At 64.2% G+C, this 26,735-nt stretch carries 25 protein-coding genes; 6 read left to right on the top strand and 19 right to left on the bottom strand.

Annotated features, from left to right (window positions below):
- Positions 1 to 66: 66 nt before the first annotated feature.
- Positions 67 to 3,132: a GAF domain-containing protein gene (locus tag M1P90_RS25625; protein ID WP_483698410.1), complete on the top strand. Its 3,066-nt coding sequence runs from the start codon at positions 67 to 69 to the stop codon at positions 3,130 to 3,132.
- Positions 3,133 to 3,147: 15 nt separating this feature from the next.
- On the opposite strand, the gene M1P90_RS25620 is transcribed toward M1P90_RS25625, so the two are convergent.
- From M1P90_RS25620 to hisD, 6 genes are all read right to left on the bottom strand, one after another.
- Positions 3,148 to 3,531 (bottom strand): hypothetical protein, encoded by a 384-nt coding sequence (locus M1P90_RS25620; protein ID WP_483698409.1) that lies wholly within the window; start codon positions 3,529 to 3,531, stop codon positions 3,148 to 3,150.
- Between the two features lie 148 nt (positions 3,532 to 3,679).
- On the bottom strand, positions 3,680 to 4,480 hold the full coding sequence (locus M1P90_RS25615; protein ID WP_483698407.1) for a hypothetical protein: 801 nt from the start codon (positions 4,478 to 4,480) through the stop codon (positions 3,680 to 3,682).
- 86 nt (positions 4,481 to 4,566) lie between these two features.
- Positions 4,567 to 5,490: an AEC family transporter gene (locus tag M1P90_RS25610; RefSeq protein ID WP_483698405.1), complete on the bottom strand. Its 924-nt coding sequence runs from the start codon at positions 5,488 to 5,490 to the stop codon at positions 4,567 to 4,569.
- Between the two features lie 145 nt (positions 5,491 to 5,635).
- Positions 5,636 to 7,309, bottom strand: coding sequence for a spermidine synthase (locus tag M1P90_RS25605; RefSeq protein WP_483698404.1), 1,674 nt, complete (start codon positions 7,307 to 7,309; stop codon positions 5,636 to 5,638).
- A gap of 96 nt (positions 7,310 to 7,405) precedes the next feature.
- The gene (locus M1P90_RS25600) at positions 7,406 to 7,666 is read right to left on the bottom strand and encodes a YggT family protein (RefSeq protein WP_483698403.1); all 261 of its coding nucleotides are present in this window, start codon (positions 7,664 to 7,666) and stop codon (positions 7,406 to 7,408) included.
- A gap of 58 nt (positions 7,667 to 7,724) precedes the next feature.
- A complete protein-coding gene (hisD, locus tag M1P90_RS25595; protein ID WP_483698402.1) occupies positions 7,725 to 9,062 on the bottom strand; it encodes a histidinol dehydrogenase in 1,338 nt (445 codons plus the stop codon).
- Between the two features lie 298 nt (positions 9,063 to 9,360).
- Between hisD and M1P90_RS25590 the strand changes: the two genes are divergently transcribed.
- A complete protein-coding gene (locus M1P90_RS25590; protein WP_483698401.1) occupies positions 9,361 to 10,158 on the top strand; it encodes a class I SAM-dependent methyltransferase in 798 nt (265 codons plus the stop codon).
- A gap of 118 nt (positions 10,159 to 10,276) precedes the next feature.
- Here M1P90_RS25590 and M1P90_RS25585 read toward each other — a convergent pair whose 3' ends face one another.
- The 4 genes from M1P90_RS25585 to M1P90_RS25570 all read right to left on the bottom strand — a co-directional run bounded on the left by M1P90_RS25585 (position 10,277) and on the right by M1P90_RS25570 (position 13,806).
- The gene (locus tag M1P90_RS25585; protein WP_483698399.1) at positions 10,277 to 11,371 is read right to left on the bottom strand and encodes a hypothetical protein; all 1,095 of its coding nucleotides are present in this window, start codon (positions 11,369 to 11,371) and stop codon (positions 10,277 to 10,279) included.
- A gap of 127 nt (positions 11,372 to 11,498) precedes the next feature.
- Positions 11,499 to 11,897 carry a response regulator gene (locus M1P90_RS25580; protein WP_483698398.1) on the bottom strand — a complete coding sequence of 133 codons (399 nt, stop codon included), beginning with the start codon at positions 11,895 to 11,897 and terminating at the stop codon, positions 11,499 to 11,501.
- A 241-nt stretch (positions 11,898 to 12,138) separates the two neighbouring features.
- Positions 12,139 to 13,641, bottom strand: a complete 1,503-nt coding sequence (locus M1P90_RS25575) for a Ppx/GppA phosphatase family protein (protein WP_483698397.1) — start codon at positions 13,639 to 13,641, stop codon at positions 12,139 to 12,141.
- Positions 13,642 to 13,644: 3 nt separating this feature from the next.
- The gene (locus tag M1P90_RS25570; RefSeq protein WP_483698396.1) at positions 13,645 to 13,806 is read right to left on the bottom strand and encodes a hypothetical protein; all 162 of its coding nucleotides are present in this window, start codon (positions 13,804 to 13,806) and stop codon (positions 13,645 to 13,647) included.
- Between the two features lie 164 nt (positions 13,807 to 13,970).
- Here M1P90_RS25570 and M1P90_RS25565 point away from each other — a divergent pair, with 164 nt between their 5' ends.
- On the top strand, positions 13,971 to 14,747 hold the full coding sequence (locus M1P90_RS25565; protein WP_483698395.1) for an SURF1 family protein: 777 nt from the start codon (positions 13,971 to 13,973) through the stop codon (positions 14,745 to 14,747).
- A gap of 274 nt (positions 14,748 to 15,021) precedes the next feature.
- Here the strand turns inward: M1P90_RS25565 and M1P90_RS25560 are convergent, their stop codons facing one another.
- The 5 genes from M1P90_RS25560 to M1P90_RS25540 form a co-directional block, all read right to left on the bottom strand.
- The gene (locus tag M1P90_RS25560; RefSeq protein ID WP_483698394.1) at positions 15,022 to 16,332 is read right to left on the bottom strand and encodes a glycoside hydrolase 5 family protein; all 1,311 of its coding nucleotides are present in this window, start codon (positions 16,330 to 16,332) and stop codon (positions 15,022 to 15,024) included.
- Positions 16,332 to 16,847, bottom strand: a complete 516-nt coding sequence (locus M1P90_RS25555; RefSeq protein WP_483698392.1) for an adenine phosphoribosyltransferase — start codon at positions 16,845 to 16,847, stop codon at positions 16,332 to 16,334. The genes M1P90_RS25560 and M1P90_RS25555 overlap by 1 nt, the downstream gene beginning before the upstream one ends.
- Before the next feature lie 137 nt (positions 16,848 to 16,984).
- On the bottom strand, positions 16,985 to 17,305 hold the full coding sequence (locus M1P90_RS25550) for a roadblock/LC7 domain-containing protein (RefSeq protein WP_483698391.1): 321 nt from the start codon (positions 17,303 to 17,305) through the stop codon (positions 16,985 to 16,987).
- Positions 17,306 to 17,569: 264 nt separating this feature from the next.
- On the bottom strand, positions 17,570 to 18,865 hold the full coding sequence (locus M1P90_RS25545; RefSeq protein ID WP_483698390.1) for a sugar ABC transporter substrate-binding protein: 1,296 nt from the start codon (positions 18,863 to 18,865) through the stop codon (positions 17,570 to 17,572).
- Positions 18,866 to 19,022: 157 nt separating this feature from the next.
- Entirely contained in the window at positions 19,023 to 19,970 is a 948-nt protein-coding gene (locus M1P90_RS25540; protein ID WP_483698388.1) for a glycosylasparaginase, read from the bottom strand.
- A gap of 100 nt (positions 19,971 to 20,070) precedes the next feature.
- On the opposite strand from M1P90_RS25540, the gene M1P90_RS25535 reads away from it, so the two are divergent.
- Together M1P90_RS25535 and M1P90_RS25530 are read left to right on the top strand one after the other, a co-directional pair.
- Positions 20,071 to 20,688: a TetR family transcriptional regulator C-terminal domain-containing protein gene (locus M1P90_RS25535; RefSeq protein ID WP_483698386.1), complete on the top strand. Its 618-nt coding sequence runs from the start codon at positions 20,071 to 20,073 to the stop codon at positions 20,686 to 20,688.
- Positions 20,689 to 20,785: 97 nt separating this feature from the next.
- Complete coding sequence (locus M1P90_RS25530) at positions 20,786 to 21,355, top strand: N-acetyltransferase family protein (protein WP_483698385.1); 570 nt, start codon at positions 20,786 to 20,788, stop codon at positions 21,353 to 21,355.
- 165 nt (positions 21,356 to 21,520) lie between these two features.
- Here M1P90_RS25530 and M1P90_RS25525 read toward each other — a convergent pair whose 3' ends face one another.
- From M1P90_RS25525 to fabF, 3 genes are read right to left on the bottom strand one after another with little or no spacing between them, the layout of a single operon-like run.
- On the bottom strand, positions 21,521 to 22,651 hold the full coding sequence (locus M1P90_RS25525; protein WP_483698384.1) for a hypothetical protein: 1,131 nt from the start codon (positions 22,649 to 22,651) through the stop codon (positions 21,521 to 21,523).
- Between the two features lie 39 nt (positions 22,652 to 22,690).
- The gene (locus tag M1P90_RS25520; protein ID WP_483698383.1) at positions 22,691 to 23,227 is read right to left on the bottom strand and encodes a hypothetical protein; all 537 of its coding nucleotides are present in this window, start codon (positions 23,225 to 23,227) and stop codon (positions 22,691 to 22,693) included.
- Between the two features lie 3 nt (positions 23,228 to 23,230).
- The gene (fabF, locus tag M1P90_RS25515; protein ID WP_483698382.1) at positions 23,231 to 24,484 is read right to left on the bottom strand and encodes a beta-ketoacyl-ACP synthase II; all 1,254 of its coding nucleotides are present in this window, start codon (positions 24,482 to 24,484) and stop codon (positions 23,231 to 23,233) included.
- 67 nt (positions 24,485 to 24,551) lie between these two features.
- Between fabF and M1P90_RS25510 the strand changes: the two genes are divergently transcribed.
- Positions 24,552 to 24,659, top strand: a complete 108-nt coding sequence (locus M1P90_RS25510; RefSeq protein ID WP_483698381.1) for a hypothetical protein — start codon at positions 24,552 to 24,554, stop codon at positions 24,657 to 24,659.
- A 31-nt stretch (positions 24,660 to 24,690) separates the two neighbouring features.
- Here M1P90_RS25510 and M1P90_RS25505 read toward each other — a convergent pair whose 3' ends face one another.
- On the bottom strand, positions 24,691 to 26,733 hold the full coding sequence (locus M1P90_RS25505; protein WP_483698380.1) for a hypothetical protein: 2,043 nt from the start codon (positions 26,731 to 26,733) through the stop codon (positions 24,691 to 24,693).
- Positions 26,734 to 26,735 lie beyond the last annotated feature (2 nt).

The raw sequence follows: 26,735 nt of genomic DNA, 5'->3' as shown, positions 1-26,735 counted from the left end.
GTAGCCAAAGGGTTCAGATGGACAAATAAAGAGCATGTACCCGAACTGGGCATTACAGAGGATATAATGGCTGCTGGCCAACCATATCGGCTGCTGCTGCTTGAAGAACATCTCGAAGGTGCCGATCTTGTAGCGCGGTATTGCGCAGCGCTTCCAGATACGGTATTTGAGATTGTCTATGCCAAGAGTGTGCATCAGGCCACAACAATGCTCGAAGCTGAGCTGTTCGACGCCGTGCTGATCCACATGCGCGTGGCAGAAGCAAACAACGCAGCGCTCCAGCAGCTTCGGGAAGTGCGCGAAAATACGGTATACATTATTGTTGCCGACGATAAACACGCCGGGCTGCGCAGCGAATGGCTGCGCAAAGGCGCGCAGGATGTAGTGTACTCGGCTGATCTTGAGCGTTCGCTGCATGTCGGCCTGCTCACCACCATTGAGCGCAACCGCACACAGCGCGAACAGCGCGATATTCAGCGCCTGGTGAACCTTTCGCCCGACGCGACACTGGTTGTCGATAACGAAGGCGCGGTGCGCTTTGTAAACCCGGCTGCGCTTCATTTGTTTGGGCGCAGCCGCGAAGATTTTGTTGGCGAGCGCCTGGGCTTTTCGGTGGAAAACGAAAAGACCGTTCAGATCGACATTATTCGCAAAGGCGAGCAGTGCGTTGGCGAAATGCGCATCGTCGATATTACCTGGGATGGCTGGCCAGCCTGTATGGCAACCATTCGCGACATGACCGACTGGGTGCGCGCGGAAGCGGAGGTGCGGCGACTGAATGCCGACCTGGAGCGGCGCGTGAATGAGCGCACTGCCGCGCTGAGCTTCATGCTCAAGCGCATGCAAGCACTCTACGAAATTACGAATGATGCAATTGCATCCGATGACCTTGCGGCCGGCTTGCAGCGCACCGTCGAGCATATTAGCACAGCGATTCACGTCGACCGGGTGGTGCTGCTGTGCTTCGATTGGCAGGCGGGCGCGATCGAACACTTCGTCTATGGCGGGCCGGGCAAGGCGTTCATCAGCACTGCCATAAGCTACAAAGAAATAATGTCCGGCCTGACGGGCTGGGCCGTGCGCGAGCGGCGACCGGCGATCTCGCCCAAAAATATCCCCGACCCGCGCGAAAGCCTGCTTACCCAGCATCGCCGCAGCGAAACAATGGCCGGCTCGATTGTGGTGATCCCGCTGATCTACCTCGACGAGGTTTTTGGCACACTGACAGCAATTAACACGCCCGACGAACCCGACTTCAGCGCGGAAGATATCGACTTGCTCACGATGATTGCGGGCCAGGTGGCATTTACCTACGCCCGCGCCCGCCTGACAACGCGCCTGCGCCAGGCGAACACTGCCCTGGCGGCCGAGGTTGCCGAGCGCGCGGAGCTGAGCCGCCAGCTTCAGGAGCAGGCCGATCACGCAATTGCGCTGGCATCCTTCTCGCAGGCGCTGGCCGAAACGCGCCATGACATGCAGCCCTTGTTTGCGGCCATTGCTCAGCGCGTTGCGCAGCTCTTTGGCGGCGCGTGTGTGGTTACCCTGCTTTCGGCCGATGGCATGTGGCGGTACACTGCCGCAATCGCGCATACCGACCCTGCGCAGCATGCCCTGCTGGCCGAATTGCGCCCGGCCCTGCCAACGCCGGCGCATGAAGGCATTGTTGGGCAGGTCATCGCAAATGGGCAGTCGCTGCTGGTTCCCGTGGTCGACGCCAGCGAGCGCGACCGCTGGATGCAGCCGGAACAGCAGCCAGCTTTTGAGCGCCTTGACATTGGCACCTTACTCATCGCGCCACTGCGTGCCCAAAGCCAGGTCATCGGCGCAATCCTTGTCTCGCGCGGCCGGCATGGCACAGCCTACACCGAAGCCGACCAGCGATTTCTGCAAGATCTGGCCGACCGCGCCGGGCTGGCGATCGAGAACGGGCGTTTGCTGCTTGCCGCAATGCAGTCGCGCGCGGAAGCCGAGCGCGCAAACCAGGCTAAAAGCGCGTTTCTCGCAACAATGAGCCACGAATTGCGCACGCCGCTCAACGCCATCCTTGGCCGTTCTGAGTTGCTGCTCGAAGAAATTTTTGGCCCGCTCAACCACAAACAAACCACGTCGGTTCACCAGATCGAAGAAAGCGGCCAGCACCTGCTCACGCTAATCAACGACATTCTCGATCTTTCCAAAATCGAAGCCGATAAGCTTGAACTGCATATCGAGAATGTCGCGGTTGAACTGGTATGCCACCAGAGCATGCGCTTTGTGGCCGAGCTGGCACTGAAAAAGCACATCACCCTTTCTGACACGATTGCGCCCGAAGCGCAGATCATTGCAGCCGATCCGCAGCGCTTGAAGCAAATACTCGTCAACCTGCTTTCGAACGCGGTGAAATTCACGCCCGAGCATGGCAGCGTTGGGCTCGACGTGGTGGCGAATATCGCAGAGCAGACGATGACGTTTAGCGTGTGGGATAGTGGAATCGGTATCAGCGAAGAGCAGATTGCGCACCTGTTTCAGCCCTTTGTGCAGCTCGACAGCGCGCTGAACCGCCGCTACGCGGGCACTGGCCTGGGCTTGTCGCTGGTGAAGCGCTTGGCCGAAATACACGACGGCCATGTGAGCGTTAAAAGCACCATTGGCGTTGGCAGCCGCTTCAATGTCACTTTGCCCTGGCGCGAGCTTGCGCCGACCGGCGAGCATAGCGAGGGAGTGCCTGCCGCGCCGCATGAACTGCGCCTCGCTGGCGCAAATTCGCCCCAGCTGCCACGCATTCTGCTGGCCGACGATACCAGATCGACCAGCGATCTGCTGCAAGACTACCTGTGCGGCCACGGCTACGATGTGCTGGCTGCCTATGATGGGCAGGCCGCTATTACAAGCGCGCGCGCGGCCAGGCCAGCAATCATTGTGATGGATATTCAGATGCCGGGGATGGACGGACTCGAAGCGATTCGGGCTATTCGCGCCGACGAGCAGCTGCGCGATATTCCCATTATTGCGCTCACCGCGCTGGCGCTGCCGGGCGATCGCGAGCGCTGCCTCCAGGCGGGCGCCGACGATTATATTACCAAGCCCGTAAGCCCCAGCCACCTGCTCGCGGCGATTGAGTTTCGGCGCGAGCGCGGGCGCGAGCAAGCCTGATAAGCCGGTTTGTGCCTACTCAGCCGGCTGCACCGGGCGCAGAAACGCGGCCCGCACCGTCGGCTGAAGCATATACACCGCAATCGCCACCAGCACAATCACCTGGAACAAGGCGTTGCGCCCCAGCACCAGCGCGTTCTGAAACTGGTAGAAGCCCAGCACCGCGCACATCAGCAGTGTGGCGAAGAAGGCCCAGCGCTTGCCGCCCCACAGGCCATAGCCAATCGCCAGAAAATAGCCGCCATACAGCAGGTAGATAAACCACGGCACGCTGGCTGTGCCCAGCAGTGGCAGAACGAGCGCGGCGAGCAGCAGCGCCCCGCCCGCCAGAAACAGCAGCGAGGCCAGCGCATACACCCCGCGCGGCAGCGTGCGATCATTGTTACGTACTTTGGTCATCGCATTCCATCCATTGTTTTGGTTTGTCCACACCCGATATTATAGCGCAGCCGCCGCCTAGATTGCAGCAAGCGACAAACGGCCCTTGCTGGTGTGCAAGGGCCGTTTGTCGTTCGTCATGGCCCTACCTGTGGGCCACGCGGGAAAATTAACTGTTGCGCACAAACTGGCGGCGCAGCACCAGGCCCGCGCCCAGCAGCGCAATGCCACCCACCAGGAACAGCCAGCTAGGGTCGGCCGCGCCTTCTGCCGTCTGTGGCAGGCGGCCCGGCTGGCTGCCAGTGCCCTGGCTGGCCGGCTGCGGGTTGCTCACGTCGGTGTTTGTGCTGTAGGCTGCCATGGTCTGGTCGCCAGCGGTGGCGGGCGGGAACAGCGCGCCCAGCGGCAGGTACAGTGTTAGTGCCTCGTTCGAGACATTTTTCACCGTCAGCGTGCCACGGCCGTAGAAGTTATCGCTGGCTGCGCCAATCGCGACTTTGTCGCCAATCGGCTGCCACGAAGCGACCGTTAGCGTCACCTGGCCAGCCTTGGCCGCCTCGATCACCGAGGTGCCCTGCGGGTTGGCTGGCGCGCTGCTGGCAGCATCGACCACAGCTTTGGCATCCGCGCCGCCGGCCGGGCTGTCGGTGGCACCGCTGAGCTGCCAAATAGCGTACTGCGCCTCAAGCGCCTTGTCGGCGCTGGCCGAAAGATTGTTCGTCTGAATGTATGCCAGCGCGCCGCGAATATTGTCAGGCGCGACGGCGTTTGGTGCCTGAACTGACGTGGGGAATTTCAGCCCGAAGTTCGTGCAGTATCCTTCAAAGGTAATGGTCGCAGTGCCATTGGGCTGGAGCGTAAAGCTCTGCGCGCCACTGCTCTGGGCGAACGCCGACCCGCCGCCAAACACCAGCAACGCCAGCGCCAGGCCGCACGCGCCAATGATTCTAGCCATTCGCGAAGTTGTCATCAAGTCTCTCCTCTATACCGGTGGCTCGCTGCCAAACTCTCCTCGAAGCAGCATAAGCAGGTTTCTTGCCACCAGTATGCGGGAGATTAGCGGAACAGCACCAGCAGCGCGGAAAGGGTTATCAGGCTGCCCAAGGTTGTAACGACCACGCCGCTGCTCACAAATTCCGGCCAGGCGTCGAACTCAATCGCGATTACCACCATATTCACGGCGGTGGGCATGGCGGCCTGCATAGTGCCAACATACAATGGCAGGCCCTGCAAGCCGAGCAGCAGGCCAAATCCATAGGCCAGCGGAATTGGCAGCAGCAGGCGAATAAACGTTGCTGCCGCCAGTGGCGCGCCGAGGGTGAGCGGCTGGCGCTTGGCGAGCTGCGTGCCGAGGTTCAGCAGCATCAGCGGCAGCGCGGCGTCGGCCAGCTGGCGCAGCCCGCGATAGATGCTCGCCGCCACCACGCCATTCGAGTCGTCGAGCGGGAGGCCAAACGCGCGCAGGCCCAGCGCCAGCAGCAGCGCATAGATCAGCGGCACACGAAACACCTGCCCCAGCGCGGCACGGCGGCCCTGGCTGCCCGCCGAGGCCAGGTAGACCGCAAAGGTCTGCGAAAGGATCGTCTGTGTGAGGTAGCCAATCACGCCATACTGAAAGCCAGTGTCGCCAAAGGCATAGCGCGTAACCGAGAGGCCGTAGTTGCCCGAGTTCATAAAGGTGCTGGTGAGCAGCATGCCGCTGCGGCGCGGCCCGCTTAGCTGGAAGAAGCCAGCAGCCAGCATGGCGCACAGCGTGGTGGCGAGCATCACCAGCAGCATCTGGAGCGACAGCAGCGCAAGCGTGCCGCCAGCAATGTCGGTGCGCAGCAGCGTCACAAACACCAGGCAGGGGTTGAGCAGGTACATGCTCATGCGGTTGAGCGTGCGGCCATCCAGCGGGAACGTGCGCGCCAGCGCATAGCCAAGCGCGATCACCAGTGTGACCGGCAGCAGCACCTCGGCAAAGGCAGATAGGATCATAGCAGTGGGCAGTCAGCAGTCGGCAGTTGGCAGCGGGCAGCGAATGAGCAGACGACGGGGTGAAAGGGTGACAGTGACCAGTCGGCAGCTGGCAGCGGGCAGCACACGCGCAACCTGCAACCTATAAACCTGTAACCTGACAACCCTATTTGATCTGCGCGAAAATCAGCGAGTCGATCAACTGCTCGACCGGGGCTTTGTCGTCGGTGAAGGCGGCATAGCGCGCATCAGTCGGCAGAAACTCGTGCACCGGCGCAGCACCCAGGCGCAGCGCCCAGTCCATCACGGTATGGAGCACCGGCACCTGCATGCGGTCGTAGTTCTGCTTGAAGTTCAGCGCGCCATCGCCCACCGGCCGGTTCACGCCCACCAGGATCTGGTTGCCAAAGCCAGCAGTGTCGATCACAAAGACCTGCGGGAAGACCTGCCGCATCGTGCCGGCCAGCGCCACGCCCAGGCGGTCGTCGCCGTCGGGGCCTTTGCCCGCATTCACCACCGCCACGCCATCGGGCGTCAGGTGGTCTTTCACCAGCTGAAAAAACTCGACGGTGGCGAGGTGAAAAGGAATATAGGGCTGGTGGTAGGCATCCATGCCAATCACATCGTAGCTGCCGCCCTGGGTGGCAAGCCAGAAGCGCGCATCGTCGGGGTGGGTTTTGTAGTTCGGGTGGGTGGGGTCGTCGCTGGCGTCGCGAAGCTGGAAATGCTTGCGCCCCATTGCAATAATCGCCGGGTCGATCTCCACCGCGTCGATTTTCGCGTCGGCGCCATAGACGGCCAGAAACTGCTTCGGCACCGTGCCAGTGGCCGAGCCAAGCATGGCAAAACTCTTTACAGTGGAGGGATCGCGGTCGGGGAAGAAATACGGCGCGACCGTGAAGTAATCCCACGGCCCGCCGCCCGTCAGCAGATCGAGCGGGTTGTTGGTTTGCTCGTAGCGCGGGTGGTAGATCGAGTGGATGGCCTGGCCTTCGTTCAAAATCAAATTCACCTGCGGGCCATACGATTGGCTCTCGCTGGTGGCAATCTGAATGTAGTTATAGGCCGATTCCTGCTCGTCGATCAGCGTGCAGCCGCCACAGTCGGCGCTTTTGATATTGCCGCGCGTGGTGGTGGTAAAGAAGAACAGCCCAACCACCACCAGCAGCATCACGAGGTAGCGCCAGTCGCGCAGGCCAACAAGGCCCACCACAATCAGGAAAACCGCGATCAGGTAGGTGGTGCGCGCCGTGCCGATCTCGGGGATCAGGTAGAGCACGGTCAGAAAGGTGCCGACGATCGAGCCGACGGTGGAAAGTGCCGACAGCGAGCCAGCGGTGCGCCCGGCCGAGGCGATGCCATTTTCGACTTTCCTGAGCTGCAGGCGAATGGCAAACGGGCTGACCATTGCCATCAGGATCACTGGCGCGGCAAACAGGATCAGCACGCCAAACAGCGCGCCCAGAAAGCTCCCCACCGCCACGCGCGCAATCGTGCCCTGCGAAAAGCGCAGGATCGGGTCGGCCAGCAGCGGGATGAAGCCGGTAATAAAGCCAGCCCAGGTAATAATTTTGTAGAGCGTCTTTTCGTCGGGCCGGCGGTCGGCAAGCGAGCCGCCGAGGCGGTAGCCAATGGTGAGGTAGATCAGCGTCAGGCCGATCACCACCGCCCAGATTGGCTGCGAGGTGCCGAAGTAGGGGGCCAGCAGGCGCGAGGCGATCATTTCGATGCCGAGGGTGCCGATGCCGGCGAGGAACACAACCAGGAGCAGGAAACGGCTGGAACCTTGCGCTGCCTCGCGCTGCGCGGCTTGGGGCTGCGCGGGGATGTCACCTTCCATGAGAACCCTTTTCCGTCTATGCCACAGAGAGCATAGCGCGCCGGGATGGGTTGGCCATCACACGGCGGCTATGCTCTCTGCGGCGATCCAAATCAGCTAGCGCACCAGCGCGCCCAGAAGCAGCTTCCCAAGTGCTTGCAGCAGCAGCGTCGCAATGATTGGCGAGAAGTCGAACATCATCGTGTTCGGCATCAGGCTGCGGATCGGCGCGAGGATTGGCTCGGTGATGTCGCGCAAAATCTGGGTGATCCGGTTGTTCGCAAACGGATCGACCCACGACGCCAGCACCCGGCCAAAGATCGCCAACGTCAGCACATTAAACAGAATGTTGATGAAATTGACGAGAAAAGACGACATGAGCTGCCTCCTTAACAGGCGCATAGCAATGGGATTGCGCCGTATTATACCAGATTGATTATGGCTCGCCGAGGCGGGCGCGCACCGCTGCCGCGTGGGCCGTCAGCCCTTCGGCATCGGCCAGCCGCGCAGCCGCCGGCCCGATTCGCTGGAGCGCGGCTTCGTTCAGCCCCACCAGCGAGATGACTTTGCGAAAATCGTCGACGTTGACGGGCGAGGCGTAGCGCGCAGTGCCCCCCGTGGGCATGATGTGCGACGGGCCGGCCACGTAGTCGCCCAGCACTTCAAACGAGCGCTCGCCCAGGAAAATGCCGCCAGCGTTGCGCACCTTGCCCACGTGCTGCCACGGTTCGGCCACCAGCAGGCAGAGATGCTCGGGCGCGTATTCGTTCGCCAGCGCAAACGCTGCGTCGAGGTCGGGCACCACCACAATGCCGCCGCGCCCCTCAATCGACTGCGCCGCGACCTCGGCGCGCTCCAGCGCTTCGAGCTGGCGCGCAACCTCGGCCTGCGTGGCTTCGGCTACGGCGCGGCTGGGCGTGAGCATGATCGCCGAAGCGACCAGATCGTGCTCGGCCTGCGCCAGCAGGTCGGCCGCGGCCAGGCGCGGGTCGGCGCTTGCGTCGGCAATCACCAGCGTTTCGGTCGGGCCGGGCAGCGCCTCGATCCCCACCACGCCATAGACGGCGCGCTTCGCCAGCACCACAAACAGGTTGCCCGGGCCGGCGATCTTGTCGACCTGCGGCACGCTCGCGGTGCCATAGGCCATGCCAGCAATCGCCTGCGCGCCGCCAAGCGCAAATACCCGATCAACGCCCGCCACATGCGCCGCCGCCAGCACCAGATCGTGTATTTCGCCAGTGGCGCGCTGCGGCGGTGAACAGACGACAATTTCATCGACACCAGCCACCCGCGCAGGGATGGCCGCCATCAGCAGCGACGACGGGAGCGGCGCGCTGCCACCCGGGGCATATAGCCCGACGCGCTGCAACGGCACGACGATCTGCCCCAGTGCTCCTTCGACGCTGAAATCGACCCATGAGTTGCGCGCCTGCCGCCGGTGAAAGCGCTCGATTTCGGCAGCCGCAAGCCGCAGCGCGTCGAGCAACTGCGGATCGAGCGCCTCGGCGGCGGCCTGCCAGCGCGCGCGCGGCACCTCAAGCGCATCGCGGCGGCCATTGTCGAGCTGGGCACTCCAGTCGAGCAGGGCCTCGTCGCCGCGCGCGCGCACATCGCGAATGATCCGGTCGACGGCTTCGGCGGGTGAGAGGCGCGCGCCAAAAATGCGCTCGATGCCGTCGAGCAGGGCTGGCGGCACCACCACTTCGTCGAGCGGCATGCGGCGCAGAATCGTGCCGCGCGCGGCGGCCACGTCGTCGAGAATTGGGATGGGCATAGCGCTATCTTTCTGGTGAGGTTTGGGCCATTATGTGAGCTGATAGTATACCATTGCAATCGGCAATTTATGATTTCCGTGTCCTAAAATCCATCCACAGATTACGCAGATGACACAGATATAAGACCTGAAATCTGCGTCATCTGCGCAATCTGTGGATAGATGTCGTTCCTCATTTCAATTTGCAGATAATCCTGTCGCTCCTCTCGCGGCACATTCGCCAAAAAGAATGACGCGCCATTCAGGCACGCCATGCTATTGTGCTTGTGCGAATTCGCCAGCCTTGTGGAGAAAGCACATGCCCACCGACCCGCGCCCCACCCATTTCCGCACCAGCTTCGACCAGGTTGCTGAAGAGTACGATGCGGAGCGCCCCGGCTACCCGCCCGCCCTGATCGACGATATTGTGGCGCTGGCCGCGCTGCCGTCGCCGGCCCACATTCTGGAAATCGGCTGTGGCACCGGGCAAGCCACGCAGCCCTTTGCCGAGCGCGGCGACCATATGCTGTGCCTGGATATTGGGGCGGCGATGCTGGCGGTTGCCCAGCGCAAATTCGCCGAATACCCGCACATCGCGTTTCACCACGGCGCGTTTGAGGAATGGCCCATGCAGGCGGGCGCGTTCGATCTGGTGATGTCGGCCACGGCGTTCCACTGGGTTCCGCCCGAGATTGGCTACCCCAAGGCAGCCGAAGCCCTGAAACCTACTGGCAGCCTGGCGATCTTCGCGCACGAGCACCTGCCGCTCGACCCGGCCTTCGCCGCCGACCTGCACGCGATTGAACAGAACCTGACGCCCGACTGGCCCGACCCGCGCATCCCGCCCGACCTCACCGCGACAATTGCTGCCAGCGCCGCCACGATCGACGCAACCGGCCTGTTCGCGCCAACCGTTGTCCGCACCTACCCGTGGGCGCGCAGCTACTCAGCGGAAGAATTTGTGCGCCTGCACAACACCTTCTCGAACTACCGCAGCCTCGACGATACTACGCGCGCAGAGATATTTCGCGCTATTGCCGAACTGATCGACCAGCACTACGCCGGCACGATCACGAAATCATATCTTGCAGTGCTGTACCTGGCGCGCAAACGATAATGCGCTTGCAGCGCAGGGGGTGGGAGGTTGTGAATAGAGGTTGGTGATTGCCTGTTTGGGCTTCGCTGAGCACAAAAAAAGCGGAGTTGGACGTTTCCAACTCCGCTCGGCTCATTCGCTACCAGAAGCCACCGTGATGTGCCAGCGGCGCAAGCCCGTTCAGCCATTCGATATACACCAGCGGGCTGCGCGCCTGCTGGAACAGATGCTGCAGCACGCCGCTCAGCAGCAGAGCGCGCCCGTCGATCAGGTAGCGGCCCTGCAGCGTGCCAAGCGCATAGTGCGCCAGCCGCCGCGCCCGCGCCAGCGGTGTGCGCTGCGGTGCCTGCGCCTCGGCGTAGCGCACGCCCGCCGCAATCTGCGCAGTGCTGCGCGCGGCCGCCAGCGCAGCAATATAGACACGGTAGACACGCGTGCGGGCGATGCGCGGCGGGTAGGTCGCATAGCGCGCCGTGTGGGTGTCGTAGAGCCAGGGGCGCGGCTGCTTGAAGCCATGAAAATGAAACAACACCAGCGGCTCGTCGCCAACAAACACCCGCCCACCGCGCAAACTGAAGCGATAATTCATCATATTCCAGGGCGCGGTGTTCACGCCTTTGTGCGCCAGAACCAGCACATCGCCGAACTGCTCGGGCCAGCGCTCAAGGTACTTCTGGTCGGCGTAGCGCTCGCCTTCGAGCCGGTCGTAGCACCATTCCACACACTGCTCGTACCACTGCCGCAGGCACGCCAGCCCGGTCGCGTCGCGCCGAAACGCCAGCAGGCCAACGTTGTACACCCCATAGATATTCATGCCTTCCAGGTAGGCCGGGTAGCGGTGCGGAATGATCGTGACCGCGTGGCGAGCCATTTCCGCCACCACCGGCGCCGGGTCGCTGAAGAAATACATGTCGGCGTCGAGATACATCAGCAGGTCGATCGCGGGGTTTTGCTGAAGGACATGCCATGTCAGCGCGGGCGTGCAGGTGAAATAATACTCGACCAGCGAGCGGTTCTGCCGCGCTGCGGACAGCTCGGGCAAGGCGCGCTCAAGCTCGCCCAGCGAAATCAGCGTCAGCTCGGGCAGGGCAAGCTGGGCGAGCGTCGCGTAGCATACGTCGTCCAGGCACAGCACCCACATGCGAAACGGCGTGCAATGCTGCTGAAGCGAGTGGATGAGCGCCAGGCCGCGCGGCAGGTAATGTTGATCGAAGTAGGTGCAAAAAGAGTACAAGCAAAACCCTATCGTAGCGAGGAGTGGTGCTTGCGCCGCTGCCCGGCGGGCGCGATCACGAGCGTTTCGCTTTGTACACCGTTTTGCGCGAGGCCATGATGCGCCCAAAACGGGCGCTGAAAGCGCGCTAGGCGCGCTCGTTGCCGCGGCTGCGCTCCAGCGGCTGCACAATCACCTGGTCGATCTGCTTCAGGAAATGATCGATCTCGAAGGGCTTGGCGATCACTGCGTCGCAGCCAGCCGCCCGCGCACGGTCGAGGTCGTTGGGGAGCGCGTGGGCGGTGAAGGCGATCACCGGGATGGTGCAGGTGGCCGGGTTTTGCTTCAGGCGGCGCGTGGCTTCCCAGCCATCGAGCCGGGGCAGCGAAAGATCCATCAGAATAACATCGGGCTGGAGGCTGGCGGCGACGTTGAGCGCGCTGGCACCGTCGCCCACGCTCGTGACGGTATGCCCGGCATCGAGCAAAATCAGCTCGGCGATCGTGCGGTTATCGGGTGCGTCTTCGACAATTAAGATCTGCGCCATTGTCCACCTCGCTTGTGTTGCTGCTCAGTTCGGTGCATAACAAATAAACGATAAAAACCCTGTGCGCGAGTCGTGGCGCGAGTAGCGACTTGTATCAGGTAGAATGCCGGGATTATGAACGGAGATGCGTGCCAGAGATTGCAGTTTGTTCATTTGCGTGGCATAAAAAAGCGAATTCATGGCTTCCGCAACCACGAATTCGCTTCATATTATGCTGGGTCGTTTGGTGAAGGCGGGGCGGCTAGACGATTTCGATGGCTTTGCCAAAGGCTTTTTGGAACAAGCCAGCGCGCCGGTTCGCATCCCAGATCTCTACCGTCGCATCGCCTATGGTTTTTGTCACCACGCGCACCGTTTCGCCAAGCTCAACCTGCAAGCCCTGCACCACCTGGCTCTTGCTGCGCTCCAGGTATTCCGCCAGCCGCAGCAGCGCCGCCAGCCGCGCCACGCGCTCGCCATCGCCGGGCTGCAGCACTTTCCTGTACGGGTCGGTGTTGACATCGCCCTTGCGGTGGTAGCGCACCAGCAAGGCCAGCAGCACCACTTCGCGCGGGCTGAAGCCTTGCAGCGCCGCATTCATCACCAAGTACGCGCCATGCTTATGATGGTCGTAGTAGCCGATGGCCACGCCAATATCGTGCAGCTGCGCGGCATAGCCCAGCAGCTCGCGCTCCCAGTCGCCGTAGCCGTGCAGCGGGCGCAACTGGTCGAACAGCGAAATCGAAAGCTCGCGCACCTTCGCGCTATGAATGGCCTCGTAGTTATACAGCCGCGCCAGATTCTGCACGCTGAAGCCGCGCATGTCCGAAAACAGCGGCGGGTCTTCGCCAACCAGGAAGTGCTCGTAAAACACGCCTTCGCGCAGGCCCTGCCCGCTGACCGTAATCTCGCCGAAGCGGCCATGCTCCATGAGCTGCTGCAAAATCACCGCCCCGGCCAGAATCAGGTCGGCGCGGTCGCGACTGAGGCCGGGGAAATCGGCGCGCTGGCGCAGGGTGGTGGGGCGCAGCAATTCGATTATTTCGTCGAGGCGGGCGCGGCTGAATGTGTGGCCGTGCACGCGGTCGAGCGGGTAGCCACTGAGCTTCTGATCGATTTCAGCCAGCGTGCGGATGGTGCCGCCAATGCCAGCCAGCGTCGTACTGCCATTGTTCGCCAGCCAGTCGAGCCCGCCGAAGCTGCTGGTGGCCGCTTCCTGCAGCGCCTTGAAATCGCGGTTGCTGATCGGGTCGCTGCGCACATAGCGCTCGGAAAAGCGCACGCAGCCGGCTGGCTGGCTGAACGAGCGCACAAAGCCGCGCCCGCGGATCGCCGTCACTTCGGCGCTGCCACCGCCAATGTCGATCAGGAAGCCATCGCGCAGATCGAGCGCGTTCACCGCGCCGAGGTAGCCGTAGTAGGCTTCTTCTTCGGTCGAAAGCACGCGCAGCTTCAAACCCGATTCCTGCGCAACGCGGCCAAGAAACGCGCTCTGGTTGGCGGCATCGCGCGTGGCGCTGGTGGCCACCGGCACAATCCGCGTGACGCCGGTGGATTTGCAGTAGCTGTGGAACATTTTCATCGCTTCGACGCCGCGCTCCATTGGCACGGCCTGAAGCTGGCCATCGTCGCCAACGCCCTCGGCCAGGCGCACCGTTTCGCGCACTTCGTCGAGCAGGCGGAATGAGTGGTGCGGCGTGTAGCCCATCACCACCAGGCGCGTTGTGTTCGAGCCAAGATCGATAACGCCGATGCGCTCTTGCATCGGCTAGTTCCCCCGTGTGCTGTGCTCGGCAAGCTGGCGGTCGAGCCGAACTGCAATATCGCGGTACATATCGCCGCGCATCTGGGCCGCGTTCAGGCGGCGCTGAAGTGCCGCAATCCACGCCGCCGCGCCGCCAATGGCGAGCAAGGCAAAAACGGTGCGCATGTCATCTTCTCCTCTGATGATTGACAACCTGCTGGAATTGTACCCGATCCAGTTACGAGCGCCAACCAGCGCAGGATGCACGGCCCGCGCACAGAGCTGGTACAATAGTGATGCTTCGCACAAGCGCCATGTCTGGCTTCCGTGCGGCTGGATGGATAACGATCATGGTAAAACAGTTTTTCCGTGGGCGGCAGCTGCTGATCACGCTGCTGATGATTGTGGGCGCGCTCGTGCTGGTGCGGCTGGGCTTCTGGCAGCTCGACCGGCTGGCGCAGCGGCGGGCGATCAATTCGGCAATTGCGTCGCGCCAGGCCGAGCCACCAGTGCCGCTCACGCCTGCGCTGGCCGCCGATACCACGCAAGAATACCGGCGCGTCGAGCTGCGTGGCGTATTCGATTCGAAGCAGGAAATCGTGCTGCGCAACCGCTCGCTCGATGGCGTGACGGGCGTGCATGTCATCACGCCGCTGCGCTTCACCGGCGCGGATGGCGCGCCCGAGGCGGTGCTGGTTGATCGCGGCTGGCTGCCAAATATCGCAGCCAGTGCCGAGGCGCGCGCCGCTTATGCTGCGCCAGCGGGCGAGGTCACTGTGGTGGGGCAGATTCGCCGCTCGCAGGAGAATTTCGGCGGCCCGGCCGACCCGCCCTTCAGCGCCGTGCGCCCGCGCCTGGATGCCTGGTTTCTGGTCAACATTCCGCGCATCACCGAGCAGCTTGGCTACCCGCTGCTGCCGGTCTTTGTCGAGCAGCTGCCCACCACGGACGACCCCGACCTGCCGCGCCGCGACCCGCTCACCGACCTGGGCGAAGGGCCGCACCTGGGCTATGCAATCCAGTGGTTCGCATTTTCGGTGATTCTGCTGGTGGGCTATGTGGTGTTCGTGCTGCGCCGCCAGCGCCTGGCTGCGGGGAATGGCAGGGGTGAAAGGGTGAAAGGGTGAAGGGGTGACAGGTGGCAGTAAGCAGTAGGCAGTTGGCAGTTGGCAGTTGGCAGTTGGCAGTTGGCAGTTGGCAGTTGGCAGTTGGCAGTTGGCAGTTGGCAGTTGGCAGTTGGCACAACTTTCAACCTTCTAACCTGCAACTTTTAACTCTTCGCGCCCTTCGCGCTCTTTGCGGTTCATTCTTCTGGTCGTTGGTCGTCGCAACCTGCAACCTGCAACCCGCACCTCAAACCCTCCGTGCCTCTGTGCCTCAGTGGTAAATTTCCGTCGTCATTTATCGCAGCGAAGCCAGATATTCCTGAATTGCCAGGAACGACGGACGCGGGCTGCCGTCGGCGTTGAGAATGCTGAACGACGACTGCTCGTGGCTGCGCGATTTGAACAGCGCGAAGTTCAGGTTCCACAAAAACATCGCGCCGACCCACGGGTACTGCTCCTTGCTGCGCCGCATCGCGCCAACAATATAGTCGGCCTGATCCTCGAACGACACCTGATTGCCGAACTCGAAGCCGGGGCTGCTGTTGCGCGTGGCCCAGCCATACTCCGTGATCCAGACCGGGTGGTCGGCCAGGCCGTGCTGCTCCATCAGGGCGCGCACATCCTCGACATGGCGAAAGTAAAACGTTGGGTGGTCGGTCCAGCCGCGCGCGGTGCTGGGGTTGCCCGGCCACATCGTGTCGGGCGGGTTGGCCGAGCCGCCAGGGTGTACTGCCTGCGCATCGAAGTAATCGCGAATTGCGCCGCCATCGTAGCTGTACATCGCCTCGTAGTAGCTCATATCGTCGATTGCCACGCGCGCTTTGGTGATGCCGGTTGAGGATGGCGGCCCGGCGATCACAAACACGCTTGGGTCGACTTCCTTGATGCGCGTGTAGGCTTCCTTCAACAGCTCGACATAGTGGCCGGCGTCATCAATCGACACGCGCCCGCCGTTCTCCACCGCGAGGTTTTGCTCGTTCCAGATCTCAATCGCCTGCACCTTGCCGGCGTAGTGGCGGGTGAGCGCAGCCACGAAATTACCGAGCGCGCGTGGATCTTTCGGCATGCCGTTGCCGCCGTTGCTGGTGTAAAACGAAGGCGCGCGCACTACCGAAAGCAGCAGCTTGAAGCCGGCCTCGTGCGTTGCGTTCACCACCGCATCGAGCTCGCCCCAGGCGTAGCGGCCGCGTGGCCCTTCCAGGTCTTTCCAGTGAATCTGCTGGCGAATCCAGCCAAAACCAGCCTCGCCAGCGCGGCGCAGCGGCAGGCTTTTGCGCTGGTAGAACAGGTGCGCTGCCACGCCAAATTCCAGCGCCTCGGTTTTCAGCGGGTAGGGCAGGCCGCCCGGCCCAAGCGGCACAGGCGTCGCGCTTGGGCTGGGTGTGGCACTTGGGCTTGGCGTGGGTGTGCTGCTTGGCACGCTGGTGGGAGTGGCAGAAGGAGCAAGTGTAGGCGTAGCGCTCGGCGCTGGCGTGGCTGAAGGCGCGGCCACAGCGGGCGGGGCGCTGGGCGCGGCGGGCGCCGCCGGGGCCGCACTGCACGCCACCAGGCAGCACGCCAGCAGCGCCCACAAGCCGCGCCCCGCCCGCAGAAACGATCCCCGCATTAGTACTGCAACATCGAATAGACCGGGTAGCGCGTGAGCTTATCGCGGCCCTTGAGGAATTCCAGCTCGATAATAAACGCCACTTCTTCGACGCGCCCGCCCGCCATCTGCACCAGCTCGCAGGCCGCCGCAACGGTGCCGCCCGTCGCCAGCAGGTCGTCCACAACCACTGCGCGCGCGCCGGGCTGAAAGGCGTCGCGATGAATTTCGAGCTTGTTCGAGCCATATTCCAGCTCGTACTCGACGCGGTGCGTGGCGGCGGGCAGCTTGCCGTGCTTGCGCACCGGCACCAGCCCCACGCCCAGGCGGTAGGCCAGCGGCGCGCTAAAAATGAAGCCACGCGACTCGATGCCCACCACGGCGTCGATATTCAGCGGGGCATAGCGCTCGGCCAGCGTATCGATCACCTGAGCAAAGGCCGGGCCATTGCCGATCAGCGTGGTGATATCTTTGAATTGAATGCCGGGAATGGGGAAATCGGGAATATTACGAATCAGATCGTTCAGATTCGCCACAGCGCGCTCCTTCTTTATTGCTACGGCTCAGCAGGGCCACGCGCCATTATACCCGCCACAGGGAGGGCGGGCAACTGCGCAGAAACCAAAAAGGCCAGATGGCGAACCACCTGACCTTGGGAATCTGTGCGGGGAAGCTAGACGAGGTTGCTCAGCTCGTTTGCGGTGCGCTTCATTTCAAGGAAGACCAGACCGAGCTTGGCGCGGCTGAGCGCCAGAGCAGTGAGCACAGCTTCTTCGCCAATCGACACGAGGACGACATAGCCATCCTCACCGCGGACGAATACCTGATCAAGCTGGCCACGCTTGAGTTCGTTCGCAATTCGGTCGCCCAGCGACAACATTGCGGCGCTCATTGCCGACACGCGATCTTCTTCGACGTCGGCGGGCAGCTGGGAAGCCATAATCAAGCCGTCGACGCTGACGACGGCAGATGCTTCAATATCAGGCGTATTCATCTGCAAGGCCTTCAGATGCCGTACCATTTCATCGGTTCTGCTAGCCATTCAGATCCTCCTCAAAAGGCCGTAAGCGCAACCAGGACGTATGCGAGAAGCTACTACCGTGTGCCAAACGCATGAAGATATCGCATTGCAAGCGGTAACTAGCAGTCATTCTACTACACTTTTTGACAGAGAGCAACTAGCTATGTGGTATAGAAGCCTGATCTGCTAATATTTTGTCATCATTCCGCAACAGGGCCTTATGCGAAATTCACCCAGCTATGGTTGGGCGGTTCCGAGCTGTTCGCGCAGTCGCGTGTCGGTTTCGGTGATCGCGTCGGCTGGGCTGGCGTCGCCGCGCAACACCTGGCGCTGGAGCTGTGCCAGCTCGCGGCGCACCAGGTCGCGGGTGGGCGAATTGGGCATTGGGAGCGCCTGGCGCGCCTGGTTGCGAAATACGTCGGCTGCACCGACCTGCACGGCATCCAGGCCGATCTCGTTCAGGTTCAGGCCATCGCGGGCGGGCTGGATGTCGTTTTGCAGCAGCACAGCCTGCGCTTCGGCGCTGGTCATGTAGGCGAGGAAGGCCAGCGCGGCGGCACGTTCGGCAGCGGCGGCGCGGCTGTTGATCGCCAGCACATCGCTGCGCAGGTAGGGCTGCGGCGGCTGGTTGGTGGCGGCCAGGCGCGGCAGTTGGGCCACGCCCATGTTTTCGCCCCACAGGCTGCGGTAGAAGCCGAGCTGGTGCGCCCAATCGACGCTGATCAGCACGCGCCCGCCTTTCAGCTCGCGGTCGATCTCGATGCTGCTGTCGGAGCGCGCGAGCAGCTGCGGGTCGTCGTGAAGTTGCTTCAGCCAGTTCAGCCAGCGCTCGGCACCGGCGCGGCCCGTGCTGCCAAGCACCAGCGCGCCCTTGTCGTCGAAGATGCGCCCGTCGGCGGCATACAGGTAGCCAATCGTGTTGTCGAGCGAAAGGTTGAAGGCCAGACCCCAGCGCGGCGCGGCCGGGTCGCCCAGGCCGTGGGCGTTGCTGATCAGCGTGTCGGTGTCTTCGGGCGCGCGCAGGAGGTTGCGCTTGTCGTAGAAGAGCGCCAGCGTGTCGGTGCTGATTGGCAGGCCATACAGGCGCTGCGTTCCATCGGCGCCGCGCGCCTGCGCGCCACCCACGGCGGCGGGCAGAAGCGCCTGGCGTTCGCCTGCGCCCACCAGATCGTCGAGCGGCAGCAGCGCGCCCTTTTCGGCCAGCGCGCCAACCCACGAGTTGGGCATCAGCACCATGTGTGGGCCACCGCCCGATGCCAGCGCCGCCCGCAGGTCGGTATCGAAGCTGGCGAGCGGGATGGATTGCAGAATGACGCGGCCAGACGGATGCTGCTGGTTGAAACGATCGACCAGGCGGCCAAGCGCCTGCCGCCCCACCGACGACCAGCCATGCCAGAGAATGAGCGTGGTGCTGGCGGGCGCGGCCGTTGTGGGCGCAGGCTCGGTTGGCGACGCACTCGCCGCGCAGCCGGCAAGCAGCACAAGGAGCAGGCTCAGGCACAGCCAGCGTATGGTCGCAAACCGAGGGATCAAGCCAATTCGCTTTCCAAACACGTCCCCGCGCCACACAAAAAAGCAGCCCACGGCGAGCGTGGCACTGCTCGACTGCGGCGGAACCGCGCTTTCGGCACCCAACAATGTTGCCCGTGATTATAGCACGGCGGCACGGCGCGATGCAAGATGATGGCGCCTAGCGGCGCTCGGACTCTGCGACCTGCACGATCAGGCGCGGCAGCTCGGCGGGCGCGGGCATGTCGCTGGTTTGGTAGACGTAGGTGCGGCCAGGAATCGTGGAAACGGCGCAGTGCTGGCCGTGCCGGTCGAGCGCGACCATGCTCATCAGGCAGTGCTCGGGCGGCATGCCCAGCGCGCCCAGGTCGTGGAACGCGGCGCGGCAGGCATCTTCGAGCGCATAGCCGTGCTGCAGGTACATCACCACGCTGCGCGCAGTGCCAGCCCGCAGGGCCAGCTCGCCCCAGCCGGTGCAGGCCGCCGCGCCGTAGCGATCGTCGGCGTAGTTGCCCGCGCCGATAATGGGCGAATCGCCCAGGCGGCCGGGATATTTCCAGGCCCAGCCGCTGGTGCTCACCGCCGACGCGATCCGGCCGGCCGCATCCTGCGCAATGAAGTTCACCGTGCCAGCCACGCGCTCGGGGTCGGTGGCGAGGCGGGTGGCGCGCGCCAGCATGCGCTCCATAATCTGGCCCTGCGCGTCGCGGAATTCTTCGGGCAGGCGGCCATCCAGCCCAGCGCGCCAGGCGGCTTCGGCGGCTGGCGTGAGCAGATTTTCGGGCTGCATGCCCAGCTCGGCCGCAAAGCGCGCCGCGCCATCGCCCACCAGCAGCACGTGTGGCAGCTGCTCGAGCACCTGGCGCGCAACGCTGATCGGGTGGCGGAAGCCGCGCAGCGCGCCAACCGCGCCGGCCCGCAGCGTCGTTCCCTCCATAATCGAGGCGTCGAGCTCGACTTCGCCAAGCAGGTTAGGGTAGCCGCCATAGCCCACGCTATGCTCGTCGGGATTGTCTTCCACCGGGCGCGTGGCCGCCTCAACCGCGTCGAGCGCGCTGCCGCCGGCCTGCAAAATCGCCCAGCCAGCATCCATGCCCACTGCGCCATTTGCCGATGCGATCAGGATCATATACGTTCTTTCTGCGCTAGGCCAAAGGAATGATTGACGCCTGCGCGCCATTCTACTATACTTCGTTCAGACCGATTGGTCTGTTGCAAGGGGGCACGCCATGACCAAAGGGGCGCAGACGCGTGAGATGATCCTGGCCCGCACGGCACCGCTGTTCAATCGCATGGGCTACTTCGGCGCATCGCTGGCCGATATTATGCGCGCGACCGGGCTGGAAAAGGGCGGGATTTACAATCATTTCGCGAGCAAAGACGACCTTGCGCTGGCGGCGTTTGACTACTCGGTGGGGCTGGTGCGCCAGCGTTTCGCTGATGCGCTGGCGGGCAAGCGCCTCGCCGCCGAGCGGCTGCGCGCGATTATTGGCGTCCTGCGCGACATGGTGGTTAACCCGCCAGTAGCGGGTGGCTGCCCCTTGCTCAACACCGCCATTGAGGCCGACGACGCCCACCCCGCGCTGCGCGCCCGCGCCCGCGCGACAATGGACGAGTGGTGCGAGATGGTGCAGCGGGTTGTGACGAAGGGCGTTGAGCGCGGCGAGCTGCGTGCCGGAACCGACCCCGCCGCCGTGGCGACCATGCTGCTGGCAACGCTGGAAGGCGCGATTATGATCAGCCGGCTTCGCGACGACGCGCGCCATCTTGCCTATGTCGAGCAGCACCTCGACTGGTATATCGATGGCTTGCTCGCCCCAAGCGACCCGCTGGTTGCGGTCAGCTAAAGCGGCGGCTGGTAGGAAGTCCATTCTTTCAATAACAGGAACTTTTTTTGCCCAAAAACCGACCGAACGGTCTGAAATGTCGCAGGAGGGCGGGGCCATGATGATGGGAATTGACACCACGCAGCACGCGGTTCATATGGGCATACCGGGAGTGATTTTTGCCCTGCGTCAGCAGCGCGCCGTGCTGGTGCGCCAGGGCGTGCCCGCCGACACCGAGGCGCTGGTGCGCATGTATCGGCAGCTTTCCGAGCGCAGCATTCGGTTGCGCTATGGCGCGCCGCGCTACGGCATTTCCGACGCGGCGCTGCAGGCTGAAATGGCGCAGGCGGTTGGGGCAGCGCCGGGCGGGCAGATCAGCCTGATTGGCAGCGTGGGCGAGGATGGCGTGCAGAACCTGGTGGCGCTGCTGCAACTTGTGCCGCTGCCGCACGAGCCCGGCACCGCCGAGGTGGCGATTGTGGTGCGCGACGACTACCAGCGCCAGGGGGTCGGGCGGGCGCTGTGCCGCCGCATTGGCGAGCTTGCGCGGGCGCAGGGCGTGCGGCGCCTGCAGATCGACATGCTGGCCGAAAATCGCCCGGTACTGCGCCTGATTCAGAGCATGGGCGCGCACTACACCAGCGAAACGCGCCGCGGCGAAACACGCGTGATTATTGTGCTGGAGTGAGGCGATCAGATAATCCACAGATTACGCACGATACGTTGAAATAGCCACGAAGACTCGAAGACTCGAAGGTTGTAGGTCATCCAAAAAACCTTTGTGCCTTCGCGACTTCGTGGCAATCATTCCCACGTGACCCAGGCAAAAAGCGCATCTGTGGAGCGTTCTTCGCTAGCGGCGGGCGATTGGCAGGAAGCTGTGCCCGAACTCGACCGTGGTTTCGGCCACGACGAGCTGCACACTGCTGAGCGGCAGGCCCAGCACGGTGCCGGTGGCGCTAAAGCCAACCCCTTCTTCGAGAAACGGCACCGCGCCATCGGAAAAGGCGCGCCCGCCGCTGGCAAACTGGCCGGGCGGCACTGCCACCCGCAGGTCGAGCAGGTCGCCGGGCGCGCCGGCGCCAGCCGTGACACGCCAGCCCGCCCCGGTGAAGTGGTTCCACCCGCTTGTGATCGACGGCACCTCCTGCCAGGCAGTTTCGGCCACGGCCAGCGGCGCGCTGACGCTGCTCGCTTCGGTATACGAAACGGCTGGCGCGCTGCCCGTGGCGATGGTGACGGTCCAGAACGTGCCGCCCGACACGATCCGCCATGCGCTGACCCATACCGGGCGCGGGCCGCTGGGCGTGGCCTGCGTGCCGGCCAGCGCAAACCAGTGGTGGTCGTAATCGCTGCTGGGCACGGGAGCCATGCTTTTCGGGCGCAGGCCCTGCATATCTACGCGGGCCACGCCAACGCTGTTCCCGCCAATCTCTGCCACCGTCCAGTCGGCATAATAGTCGGAATCGAGCGAGAAACCAAGCAGATCGCCCGCTTCGATCTGGCCGTCGCCGCCCTCGGGGATGATTGGGCCGCGCGGGCGCAGCACCAGGTCGGCGAGGGTGAGCGCGGGCGATGTGACGCTGAGGTGGTAGGCCTGCCCGTCGTAGCGGGCGACCGCGCTGGCCGCGCCGCCGGTGCCGGCGAAAGTGTAGGTGGCGGTGCCGGTGTCGTAGCTGAGCGTGCCGGGGTAGGTGGTGGAAGAAAACGCGCCGGCGGCATCCGTGCGCATCACCAGCAGCTCCGGGTTGCGGCCCGAGAGCGGGGCTGGCCGCGAGATCGAGACAATAAAGCCATAATCGTCGGTGCCGCTGGTGATGTGCCCGGCGATGTAGCGCCACTCAAACAGGACGTTCGGGTTCGGTGCCCACGCCTGTGCCCGCGACCAGGTTGCAGCCTGGGCGGGGCGGGCCGCCAGCCAGCGGCGGCCGGCATAGCTTGCCAGCGCAGCGCCGGCTACTGAGAAAAACGTTCGACGGTGCACGGCTTTGTTCTCCCTTCATGATCGCGCGTGAAACAGCGCTCATGTAGGAGATCGTTCGGCGGGCTGAAAGAGATGCGGGGCGCGCCGCGCAAGATCGCGACCGAGCGCCGAACTGCGTGTGTAGCCAAACATGCGCAGCGGGATGGCGCGCCCGCCGCCGCTTGCCTCGGCGCGGCGGGCGGCAGGCGTGTGCGAATCGACCGGCACGGGCTCGCGCAGCACCAGGCGCGGCGTCAGCGGGTCGTCGACGAGCTGGGCGACATTCTCCCAGCTGGTGCGCAGGCTCAGGTTGGGCGTGTGGTATTCCAGGCCGTCGGCGCTCAGCACCAGCGAGGTGCGCCGCGCCAGGTAGCTGAGGTAGGAAAGCGCCACCAGAAAGAACAGCCCGATCGGCAGCGCGCAAAAGGCCGTGGAAACAAGCGAGCGGGTGGAGAAATAGGCGAAGCCAAGCGCAGCCGCGCCCAGCAGCAGCATCAGGCCCAGCGCCACGCCGCGCAATGCCGCGCTCGGGCGGTAGACGGTGCGAATGGTTGGGCGCGCTGCTTGCGCGCGGCGCGGGCGGGCTTTCGCGGGCATGGCTTACTCCTCGAAACGGCGCACCAGAATCACAGCATTCTGCCCGCCAAAGCCAAAGGCGTTCGCCAGCGCCACGCGCACATTCTGCTGGCGTGCCCGGTTCGGCACATAGTCGAGATCGCACTCGGGGTCGGGCGTTTCGTAGTTGATCGTTGGCGGCACAATGCCCGTTTCGATGCTTTTCACGCAGCCGATCACGGCCAGCGCGCCGGCCGCGCCCGCCGTGTGGCCCAGCATCGCCTTGATGCCGCTCACCGACACCTTGTAGGCGTGGTCGCCCAGCGCGCGCTTGATTGCGGCGGTTTCGGCGGCGTCGTTGAGCGGCGTGCCAGTGCCGTGCGCGCTGATGTGATCGACATCCTCGGGCCGCAGCTCGGCATCCTCAATTGCGCGCGAAATCGCCAGCGCCGCGTACTCGCCGCCGGGCGCGGGCGCGGTGAGGTGAAAGGCGTCTTCGGTGGCGCCAAAGCCGGCCAGCTCGGCGTAGATGCGCGCGCCGCGCGCCAGCGCGTGCTCACGCTGCTCGATCACCAGCACACCACAGGCTTCGCCGCCGGCCGTGCCCTTCCGCGCCGCGTCAAACGGGCGCACGGCGTGCGCCGGGTCGTCGCCGGGCGGGGCAATCGCGCCGATCACGCCAAAGGCCATGGCGTTCAGCGCCGTCACGCCCGCGTCGGTGCCGCCGCACAGCGCCACCACCGCATCGCCGCGATGCACGGCGCGCGCGGCCTCGCCGATGGCGTAGGTGCCAGTGGCGCAGGCCAGCACCGGCGCGGTGGTTGGGCCGTGCAGGCCGTAGGCAATCGCAACCTGGCAGGCGGCCATGTTATAGATGAATGTGGGCAGGTAGAAGGCATCGACGCGCTTGCGGCCTTTCGCCACAAACGACTGTATCTGCTCTTCGACGTTGGCGGTGCCGCCCAGCGAGGTGCCGATATTGACGGCCACGCGCGAACGGTCCACACGCTCGAGATCGAGCCCGCTGTCGCGCAGGGCCTCGCCAGCCGCAGCCACCGCAAACTGCGCAAAGCGTGCCATGCGCCGCGCGGCCTTGGCATCCATATACTCGCGCGGCTCGAAGTTCTGCACCTCGGCGGCGATCACATAGGGGAAGTCGGCAATGTCGTAGCGGGTGGCGAGCCGCACGCCCGAGCGCCCGGCGACCATGCCATCCCAGAATTCCGGCACGCTGGTGCCAAGTGGCGTAATTGCGCCCATGCCGGTTATAACGACGCGGTGCGTCGGCATGCTTTTCATCGGGTCTCCTTGGGGTCTCCTTTGTGCCGGGCAATAATACCACACTCGGCGGCGGGCAGTTGGCAGTGTGCGGTGGGCAGTTGGCAGTTGGCAGTTGGCAGGTGGCAGCGGGCAGTTGGCAGGTGGCAGCGGGCAGTTGGCAGCGAGCAGTAGGCAATGGGCAGCAGGCAGCTAGATTTCCTGCCAACCGCCAACTGCTTACTGTTTCAGGGCCGCATTTCCAGCCGCGACACGCCAATGGCAATCGGGTCGCCCGGCGGGTAGCCGAAGTCGGCCGGATTGCTGGCCGGCTCGGCGCTTGCCAGCTCGAACCAGCTCCAGCCGGCGGGCAGATCGAGCGTGACGGTGAGCGGCTGGGGCGGGAAACCACAGGCGGGCTGCTCGGCCAGCACTGTGCTGCCCTGGCGCAACTGAACATGGCGCGGGCCGGCGAAGCAGTGCAGGTTCATGCTCAGCGCGACCTTGCCGGGCGTGCGGCGCAGCAGCGCGAACTGCGCGTGCTGCTCGGTCCAGCGGTAGGGCGTGCCGTCGTCGAGCTTGCGGGCCGGGGGCGGCTGCCAGCCCGCGTCGAGCCACGCGCAGGTTGCGTCGGGGCCAGGGTCGGCCAGCGCGTACAGCGTTGCGTCTGCGTCGGCGCGGAGTTCGCGCGCGCCGGGCAGGGGTGGCAGCGGCTTTTCGGAAGGGTAGCGCACAGCATGGGTGATGTTGAGCTGCGCCAGCGTGCACTGCCAGTTGCGCGTCGTGTCGAGCAGATCGGGCTGGGCGGCGGGTGGGCTGTCGCGCAGCATACTCAGCAGCGGGCCGGCCGGGTTGTCGCGGCTCAGCTCGCCCCACAGCACCGGGCGCTGGTGAAAGGTTTGAAAATACATCCCGCGATTGGAAGGGTTCGGCTGCTCAAGGATTGCGCCGGCCTGGGCAAGCGTGCCGTCGGCATAGAAACTCGGCACGGGCGCAAGTGCCTCGGCAAAGCGCGGCGCGGGCCACAGTTCGATCACCAGCGCCACGCCCGCCAGCGCAGCCAGCGCCACGCGCCAGCGCGGCAGCATGCCGTTCGCGCCTGCGCGCAGCAGGGCGGCCACGCCGAAGGCGGCCAGCACCGCCAGGCAGATCTCGGTGATCATAAAGTAGCGCGCCGGGAATCGCGTGATCTGCACGATTTTGAACTGAAACAAGGCCAGGTACGGCAGCGGAATATCGGTTTGCGCGCCGAACCATTTCAGGCGCGGGCCAAGCGACAGTGCCCAGAAGATCGCGCCAACCAGGGCCCAGAAGCGCGCAGCGCGCCAGTTCGCCAGCGCGCCCAGCAGCGCCAGCGCCAGCATCACGTAGCTTGTGCTGACGACCGTGGCAATAATGCCCGGCGCGTTCAGCGCATCGGTTGCGCGCTGCGCCCACGCGCCCCAGATCGGACTGACCGGGTTAGGCAGGAGGAATTCTGCGACATCGGCGGAGTGGTAGATTGTGTCGATTTCCTTGCGCAGCATGTAGGGGTTGTCGCCGCCCAGCTCGCGCAGCATTGGCACCACATAGGGCAGCAGCACCGCCAGCGCCAGCGCGCCCGCCACAATCGCGGGCGGCAGGGTGCGGCGCCACGCGCGCGGCGCAGCCCACAGCGCCGCGCCAACCGCCAGCAGCGAATATAGCCCCAGGTAGATCACGAACTGCCATTCGCACAGCGCCGCGCAAGCCAGCGTGACGGCCGCCGCCAGAATTGCGCGCCAGTTCCACCCCGGCGAACGGAGCAGCCGCCGCAGTGCCAGGATGTAGAGCGGCAGAAACTCGACCGACAGCATGTTGTACTGGCCAACGCGCCAGTGGAAGATCTGCGTTGGCCCAAAGGCAAAGGCAATGCCGGCCAGCAAGGCCCCCGCGCGGCTGCCAGTTACATCCCAGGCCAGCCAGGCCATGCCCAGGCAGGTGGTGACGAACACCGCCAGCCCGATCAGATTGAACGTCGGCACCAGGCCAAGCAGCGGCTGGAACGGGATGGACAAAAGCGCGTGGAAGCTGTTGGTCGTAAAATAGCGCAGGCTCACGCCGTCGGGATAGTAGAGCATGGTGGTGCTGAATGGCGAAACATGCCGCGCCGTCAGCGCTTCGCGAAACCACCAGAACGCCCACAGAAATTGCTCAGCATCGACCGAGCGGCCCGGCACGCGCGAGCCGAGCAGCGCGGCCAGCGGCCAGGTAAACCAGAGCGTGAGGATGGCCGCGCAGCCCAGCACCATCAGCACAAAACGACGACTCATCC

This window comes from Kouleothrix sp. 19917 (assembly GCF_057073505.1).
The sequence above is the reverse complement of the archived record's forward strand: the minus strand, read 5'-3'. Positions and strand labels throughout refer to the sequence as shown.